This is a genomic window from Escherichia sp. AM3 (assembly GCF_032029835.1).
Lineage (GTDB): Bacteria > Pseudomonadota > Gammaproteobacteria > Enterobacterales > Enterobacteriaceae > Escherichia > Escherichia coli.
In genome coordinates this window covers 1-269 of record NZ_JAVUPQ010001000.1, presented here as the reverse complement: position 1 = coordinate 269, position 269 = coordinate 1, and the positions used below count along the sequence as shown (strand labels likewise).

The following is a 269-nucleotide window of genomic DNA, read 5'->3' as shown; positions in this document are numbered from 1 at the left end:
GTTCTGCAGAAGGGCATCCGGTGAGGTGACGTTTACCTTACTGTCATGGGCTTCAATCCCGCCAGTGAACCGGTTATTGATGTCCAGCGTGGAGCCTTTTTGCAGTGTAATATTGCCCGTATAGCTGCTACTGCCATCATCTGCAGAGCGTCCTTCACGAACGTCCTGGCGGAAGCCAAAACCATTACCGGTAATATTGATGCCATCATACATATCAATGAATACCGGAACGTCGCCCCCCAGTTTCAGCGTTGAATTCGATGCAACAA

Annotated in this window: 1 protein-coding gene; it reads right to left on the bottom strand. The window is 49.8% G+C overall.

Translation table 11 applies throughout. The annotated features are described in order from the left end of the window. The coding region (locus tag RTW80_RS29425) for a hypothetical protein (RefSeq protein WP_312721659.1) at positions 1-269 on the bottom strand (269 nt) is incomplete at both ends.